Annotated in this window: 6 protein-coding genes; 4 read left to right on the top strand and 2 right to left on the bottom strand. The window is 66.1% G+C overall.

Translation table 11 applies throughout. The features are described 5' to 3' along the window. The coding region (locus AC1D00_RS21120) for a porin (protein WP_477011997.1) at positions 1 to 727 on the bottom strand (727 nt) is incomplete at its 3' end. Between the two features lie 313 nt (positions 728 to 1,040). Here AC1D00_RS21120 and AC1D00_RS21115 point away from each other — a divergent pair. Genes AC1D00_RS21115 through AC1D00_RS21105 form a run of 3 tightly spaced genes read left to right on the top strand, consistent with a single transcriptional unit; the run spans position 1,041 to position 5,063 of the window. Next, positions 1,041 to 2,447 carry a DegQ family serine endoprotease gene (locus tag AC1D00_RS21115; protein WP_477011996.1) on the top strand — a complete coding sequence of 469 codons (1,407 nt, stop codon included), beginning with the start codon at positions 1,041 to 1,043 and terminating at the stop codon, positions 2,445 to 2,447. Next, positions 2,444 to 3,781 (top strand): replication-associated recombination protein A, encoded by a 1,338-nt coding sequence (locus AC1D00_RS21110; RefSeq protein WP_135178100.1) that lies wholly within the window; start codon positions 2,444 to 2,446, stop codon positions 3,779 to 3,781. Before AC1D00_RS21115 ends, AC1D00_RS21110 begins: the two co-directional genes overlap by 4 nt. Before the next feature lie 52 nt (positions 3,782 to 3,833). Continuing rightward, positions 3,834 to 5,063: an RluA family pseudouridine synthase gene (locus AC1D00_RS21105; RefSeq protein ID WP_477011995.1), complete on the top strand. Its 1,230-nt coding sequence runs from the start codon at positions 3,834 to 3,836 to the stop codon at positions 5,061 to 5,063. A 187-nt stretch (positions 5,064 to 5,250) separates the two neighbouring features. On the opposite strand, the gene AC1D00_RS21100 is transcribed toward AC1D00_RS21105, so the two are convergent. Beyond that, positions 5,251 to 5,697 carry a hypothetical protein gene (locus AC1D00_RS21100; RefSeq protein WP_477011994.1) on the bottom strand — a complete coding sequence of 149 codons (447 nt, stop codon included), beginning with the start codon at positions 5,695 to 5,697 and terminating at the stop codon, positions 5,251 to 5,253. A 75-nt stretch (positions 5,698 to 5,772) separates the two neighbouring features. Between AC1D00_RS21100 and AC1D00_RS21095 the strand changes: the two genes are divergently transcribed. Continuing rightward, on the top strand, positions 5,773 to 6,567 hold the full coding sequence (locus tag AC1D00_RS21095) for an ATP12 family chaperone protein (protein ID WP_477011993.1): 795 nt from the start codon (positions 5,773 to 5,775) through the stop codon (positions 6,565 to 6,567). Positions 6,568 to 6,607: the final 40 nt, after the last annotated feature.

Genomic DNA, 6,607 nt, shown 5'->3' with positions numbered 1-6,607 from the left:
TCATGGATTCATCCATGGTCCAGGCAAGGTCCATAATGCCGGCTTCGATCGCCATCTTGCCGCCGAACGGCTTCAGCCCCGTGTAGCTGATATAGGCGTTCTCGATGCCGGACGTGCCTCCACCGGGCAGGAAGCCGACAGGGGTCGCGCCGGCGGCGCCGGTGCCGCCAAAGCCGTCGGACGAGCCGCCGAAATCGTAGATCAGCGCGAAATTCCAGTCGTTGAAGAATTTGCCGGCAAGGCCGATGCGCGCGCGGCGGACGTTCTCGCCGCTGTCGAGCTTCTGCGGCACGGTGGCCGCGGTGTTGGGACGATAATCATAGCCGCCGACATCCCAATGTACGCGGCCGGTGATGCCGACGCAGTTCGCCCCATCGGCAGTACAGATGGTCGGCCGGTTGTTCGGCATCGTCACGACGACGCCGGAGGCGGGTGCCGGTCCCTTGAGCGGGATTGCAGCGTTGGCATTGGCCACGACCGCCTTCGCTTCCGAGCGCGCTTCGGCTTTGGCCTCGGCCTTCGCCTCGGCCTTGGCTTTCGCCGTGGCCGCCGTGTTCGCCGCGGTCTGGCTCTGGAGCTTGTCGAGCTTCTGCTCCAGCATCTTCAGCTGCTGCTTCAGCAGCGCGATCTCCTGCTCGCTGCTGCTTGCCGATTGGGCCTGGGCCTGTGCGGCCGCGAGTACACCGGCGAGACCAATCGCCGTGGCTGCAATTTTTCTCCTGCTCATGTCACGCCTCCATCGTTTGACGAACTTCCCCAAGTCGCAAGCGGAGAGCCTAGGAACGATCGATGACTGCCCCGCGACGGCGCGCCCCGGTTGCGTGGTTCCCACTGATGCAAATTCGCCGCAACCGAATCCGCCTTGCATCACAATGCAAGATGACGCGCATCATGCCAATCCACAGCGCCGGGCAAATTGCCATTTCTTACGCGGGGCGTGTATGCGGCAGGCGGCGGAAGGGGGTGAATATTGCCGTCCCGCGCCCTTCTATTGGGGGGCGAACGCGCCTATATTCCGGCGTCTTTTCCAAGAGGTAGGAATGTTTCGATCGACCTGGACCGCCGTCGTCACGGCATTGTGCATAGCCTTTTCGGCCCACTTCAATCCGGCCGCGGCGCAGGACCGTCGGGTCCCGTCGTCGCCAGCCGAGCTGCGGCTGTCCTATGCGCCGATCGTGCAGCGGGTGCAGCCGGCCGTCGTCAACGTTTATGCCGCCAAGGTGGTGCAGAACCGCAATCCGCTGCTCGACGACCCGATCTTCCGCCGCTTCTTCGGCGTGCCCGGCCAGCAGCCCGAGCAGATGCAGCGCTCGCTCGGCTCCGGCGTCATCGTCGATACGTCGGGCCTCGTCGTCACCAACGTCCACGTCATCGAGGGTGCGGACCAGGTCAAGGTGTCGCTGTCGGACAAGCGCGAGTTCGAGGCCGAGATCCTGTTGAAGGATTCTCGCACCGATCTCGCCGTGCTGCGCCTGAAGGACACCAAGGAGAAATTCCCGACGCTCGACTTCACCAACTCGGACGAGTTGCTGGTCGGTGACGTCGTGCTCGCGATCGGCAATCCCTTCGGCGTCGGCCAGACCGTGACTCACGGCATCATCTCGGCGCTCGCGCGCACGCAGGTCGGCATCACCGACTACCAGTTCTTCATCCAGACCGATGCGGCGATCAATCCCGGCAATTCCGGCGGTGCGCTAGTGGATATGAGCGGCAAGCTTGCCGGCATCAACACTGCGATCTATTCGCGCTCCGGCGGCTCGCAGGGCATCGGCTTTGCGATCCCCGCCAACATGGTGCGCGTCGTTGTCGCCTCCGCCAAGAGCGGCGGCAAGGCGGTGAAGCGTCCCTGGCTCGGCGCCAAATTGCAGACGGTGACGCCCGAGATCGCCGAAAGCCTCGGCTTGCGTTCGCCGACCGGTGCCTTGGTCGCGAACGTGGTCTCGAACGGCCCCGCAGCGAAGGCCGGCCTGAAATCCTCCGATCTCATCACCGGCATCGACGGCCAGACCGTGGATGACCCCAACGCGTTCGACTACCGCTTCGCGACGCGTCCGCTCGGCGGCACCGCGCAGATCGACGTGCAGCGCGGCGGCAAGCCGCTCAAGCTCGCGATCGCGCTGGAGACCGCGCCCGATGCCGGCCGCAACGAGCTCGTCATCACTGCGCGTTCGCCGTTCCAGGGCGCCAAGGTCTCGACCATCACGCCGGCAGTTGCCGACGAGCTGCATCTGGACGCCGACACCGAGGGCGTCGTGATCGCCGATCTTGGCGGCGACAGCGCCGCGGCGAATGTCGGCTTCCAGAAGGGCGACATCATCATGGCCGTCAACAACCAGAAGATCAGCAAGACCGGCGACCTCGAGAAGGCCGTGGGTGAGCGGCCGCGGGTCTGGCGCATCACCCTGGTGCGCGGCGGGCAGCAGATCAACGTCACGCTGGGCGGATGAGTCCGAAGCGACCACAGGAGACGCCAACTCTCTTTGCTGCGGCGGGGCTCGATCAGGAGGCCCCGCATCCGCTGCCGGACCGGCTGCGCCCGCGCGCGTTGTCGGAGGTCGTCGGCCAGGATCATATCCTCGGCCCCGACGGTGCGCTGACGCGCATGCTGGAGACGCGCACGCTCGGCTCGCTGGTGTTCTGGGGCCCGCCCGGCACCGGCAAGACCACGGTGGCGCGGCTGCTGGCGGATGCCACCGACCTGCATTTCGAGCAGATCTCCGCGGTGTTCTCCGGCGTCGCGGACCTGAAGAAGGCCTTCGACGCCGCGCGTGCCCGCCGCGAGATGGGCAAGGGCACGCTCCTGTTCGTCGACGAGGTGCACCGCTTCAACCGCGCCCAGCAGGATTCGTTTCTTCCTGTCATGGAAGACGGCACGGTGGTCATGGTCGGCGCCACCACCGAAAACCCGTCCTTCGAGCTCAACGCGGCGCTTCTGTCGCGTGCGCGCGTGCTGGTGTTTCGCTCGCTCGATGCGGCCGCGATCGAAAAGCTGTTTGCGCATGCCGAGGAGGTGGAGGGCCGCAAGCTGCCGCTCGATGCGGAAGCACGCGCGGTGCTGGTGCGCATGGCCGACGGCGATGGAAGGGCATCGCTGACGCTCGCCGAAGAGGTTTGGCGTTCGGCGCGGGCTGATGAGATTTTCAATGCCGCGCAGTTGCAGGATATCCTGCAACGCCGCGCGCCGATCTACGACAAGTCGGCCGACGGTCATTACAACCTGATCTCGGCGCTGCATAAGTCGGTGCGCGGCTCCGATCCCGACGCCGCGCTGTATTATCTCGCGCGCATGCTTGATGCCGGCGAGGACCCGCTGTTCCTGGCCCGCCGCGTCGTGCGCATGGCGGTCGAGGACATCGGCCTTGCCGATCCGCAGGCGCTCGTCATCGCCAATGCCGCCAAGGACGCCTTCGACTTCCTCGGCCATCCCGAAGGCGAGCTCGCCATCGCGCAGGCCGTGGTCTATCTCGCCACTGCGCCGAAATCGAACGCGGTCTACACCGCCTTCGGTGCCGCCATGCAGACCGCGAAGCAGGCCGGCTCGCTGCTGCCGCCAAAGCACATCCTCAATTCTCCGACCAAGCTGATGAAGTCGGAAGGTTACGGCGCAGCTTACGAATACGACCACGACGCCCCCGACGCCTTCTCCGGCCAGGATTATTTCCCGGAAGCCCTGGGCCGCCAGACCTTCTACGACCCGCCCGAGCGCGGTTTCGAGCGGGAGATCAGGAAGCGGCTGGACTATTGGGCCAAGCTGCGGAAGGAGCGGGGCGGCTCGCGCTAGAAACGGCCATTTCGCCGTGACGGGAGCCGGCTTTTAGGGTACGCAGGCAACCATGAGCCGTCGCATCAAGAGAATGAACCCGAAGCCCCGTTCGCGTGACGAGCGCGATGACGCACGTCCGTTCAAGGCGCGCAGCGCCAAGAAGGCGGGGCCGCGGCCTGGCGCCAAGCCGGGTGCGAAGCCGCCGCGTTTTGCGGCCGAGCGTGCCGAGCGGCGCCCGCCCAAGGCAGCGCTGGAAAAGGCAGCGCYGGAAAAGCCTGTACCCGCCAAGGCCGTCGAGGCGCTGCTGCCGACCAAGGTGCAGACCGTCAAGGTGACGGCCGACGAGAACAACATGCGCGTCGATCGCTTCCTCGAGGCGCGCTTTCCCGGCCTGTCGTTCTCCCACATCCAGCGCGTCGTCCGCAAAGGCGAGCTCCGCGTCGACGGCAAGCGTGTCGACAGCAAGGATCGGCTGGAGGAGGGCCAGAGCGTCCGCATTCCGCCGCTGAAGCTCGACACGCCGAAGGCCGCCGGTGAGCTATCGGAAGGCGCCCAAAAGACGCTTGCCGCGCTGAAGGAGATGACGATCTACGAGGACGACGACGTCCTCGTGCTGAACAAGCCGGCCGGACTTGCCGTGCAGGGCGGCTCGGGCATGACGCGGCACATCGACCAGATGCTGGAGGTGATGCGCGATTCCAAGGGCCAGAAGCCGCGCCTCGTGCACCGCATCGACAGGGAGACGTCGGGCTGCCTGCTGATCGCCAAGACGCGATTTGCTGCCTCGCATCTGACCGGCGCCTTCCGTTCACGGTCCGCGCGAAAAACCTATTGGGCGCTGGTGCCGGGTCTGCCGAAGCCGAAGCAGGGCCGCATCTCGACCTTCCTTGCGAAGGAAGAGAGCGAGGACGACACCATCATGCGTATCGCCCAGCACGGCGATGAGGGCGCCAGCCACGCGGTGACCTACTACGCCGTGGTCGAGACCGCCGGCAACAAGCTGACCTGGGTGTCCTTGAAGCCGGTGACGGGCCGCACCCACCAGCTCCGCGCGCATATGGAGCATATCGGCCATCCCATCGTCGGCGACCCCAAATATTTCAACATCGAGAACTGGCAGCTGCCGGGCGGGCTGCAAAACCGGCTGCATCTGCTCGCGCGCCGCATCGTCATTCCGCATCCGCGCGGCGGCGTGATCGATGCAACCGCCCCGCTGCCGCCGCACATGCAGCAGTCGTGGAATTTGCTCGGGCTCGATGCAAGCCGGTTCGATCCGATCGAGAACGCGCCGGAAGAGTAGGGGCGCGCGAACGAGTAAGGCGCGGGACTAGCCACGATCTCGCTGTCATCGCCCGCGAAGGCGGGCGATCCAGTATTCCAGAGGCCGGCGTTAGAGAACTCGCTCTCACCACATCCGCCGCGGCGTACTGGATGCCCCGCCTTCGCGGGGCATGACAGCGATGGTTGTGTCGCCGCCCACACCCCCCTCAATTCCGAAACTGCTCCAGAAACATGCGCAAGCTGTCGTGTGGGGTCTCGACATCCGTGATCAGCCAGCCTTCGGGGCCGTTGACGAGGATGAAGTTCAGCGTCACCCGGCGGCCGTGATTGTCGAAATTCGCCGCGACATAGGTCTTGTCGTATTGCCTCCGCACGACCGCGATCGCGACCGGGCCGAGCTTCCAGCTCGGGCTCTGCACCAGGAAATCAYAGGGCTCGGCCCTCGGCGTGCTCCAGGCCTTGCGCAGCGGGAAATCGAAGAATTGCCGGGCGGTGACGCCATCCCGCGGCAGGCCTTTTGACAGCTCCGGCGCGCCCTGGCCGTAATGGGCATAGACGTTGCGGACCAGCGATTCCGGGCTACGAAAGCCGGCCTCCGCCGCGGCCAGCCAAAGCCCGGAGACCAGGGCCACAATACCCGCAAGTTCCCTCATGCCTGCCGCTCGCTTTATCGGGCGCCGGTCTTGTCGTACAAGCCTAGCACTGAGCGAGTAGGGCCGAAAACTGACATGCGCGAATTGTTCGAAGAGGTTGCGGGGCAATCCCCGCGCGATCCACGCGAGGCGGCCCGCCAGTCCGCGCGCACGCCGCAGCGTAAGCGCTTCTACAAGGAGGCCTACGTCGCCGAGACCGAAGGCGGCTTCGCCATCACGCTCGACGGCAAGCCGATCCGCACGCCGTCCGGCCGCCAGGTGGTGATTCCCTCACGCGCGCTGGCCGACGCGGTCGCCGCCGAATGGGCGGCCCAGGGCGAGACGATGGATCCCGTGACCATGCCGCTGACGCGGATCGCCAACAGCGTGGTCGAGGGCGTGGTCGATCGCGTCGAACTCGTCAGGGACGATCTTGCAAAATATTTCGAGTCCGACCTGCTGTTCTATCGCGCCGGCCATCCCGAGGCGCTCGTGGCCCGCGAGGCCACGCATTGGGACCCCGTGCTGTTCTGGGCCGCGGAGACACTGGGGGCGCATTTCATCCTGTCCGAGGGTGTCATGCATGTGAAGCAGCCGGACGAGGCCATTCAGGCCGCCCGCGCAGCCCTGCCCGGGGATGCCTGGTCGGTCGCGGCACTCCATGTGATGACGACCCTGACCGGCTCGGCGCTGCTGGCACTAGCCCTCGCCCATGGCGTGCGCGAGGCCGACCAGGTCTGGGCCGCCGCCCATGTCGATGAGGACTGGAACGCCGACCAATGGGGCGTGGACGAGGAGGCCGCGGCACGCCGGGCCGCCCGCGCGCGGGATTTTAACGCTGCCGTTGCAGTTCTGGCGGCGGTCAAGCCGTCCGCGGCCGAAGGTCCTTAACGAGAGGTTTACGACGCCGGCGTTAGGGTGGCCCGTGCTC

The sequence above is a fragment of the Bradyrhizobium sp. P2_E8 genome (assembly GCF_056403875.1).
This window is presented reverse-complemented; position numbering and strand designations above follow the sequence as displayed.